This window comes from Paenibacillus xylanexedens (assembly GCF_007676705.1).
In the GTDB taxonomy this organism is placed as follows: Bacteria; Bacillota; Bacilli; order Paenibacillales; family Paenibacillaceae; genus Paenibacillus; species Paenibacillus xylanexedens_C.
This window is the reverse complement of record NZ_VEBF01000561.1, coordinates 1-244: the sequence shown is the minus strand read 5'-3', so window position 1 is coordinate 244 and position 244 is coordinate 1. Positions and strand designations below refer to the sequence as shown.

1 protein-coding gene is annotated in these 244 nt (G+C 48.8%); it reads left to right on the top strand.

What is annotated here, in order from left to right:
- The coding region (locus FS628_RS31770) for a hypothetical protein (protein WP_222125345.1) at positions 1-244 on the top strand (244 nt) is incomplete at both ends.

Below are 244 nucleotides of genomic sequence, written 5' to 3'. Positions count from 1 at the left end.
TGGGGAAGGATTATGAGGTTTGGGAAGACGGCATTGACAAGGGGGTTGGGGAGAGATGGGTGAAGGGGGAATATTTTGTGGGGATTGGATGGAGAGAGGAGTTTGAGGTGGGGAGGTGTTTAAGGGGGGTTAGAATGGAAAGTAAGGAAATGGGTTATTATGGAGTTGGGGAGGGAGGTGGGGATGTGATTGGTTATGTAGGTAAAGGGAGGAAAGAAGATGTGGATAAGGATAGGGAAGGGTA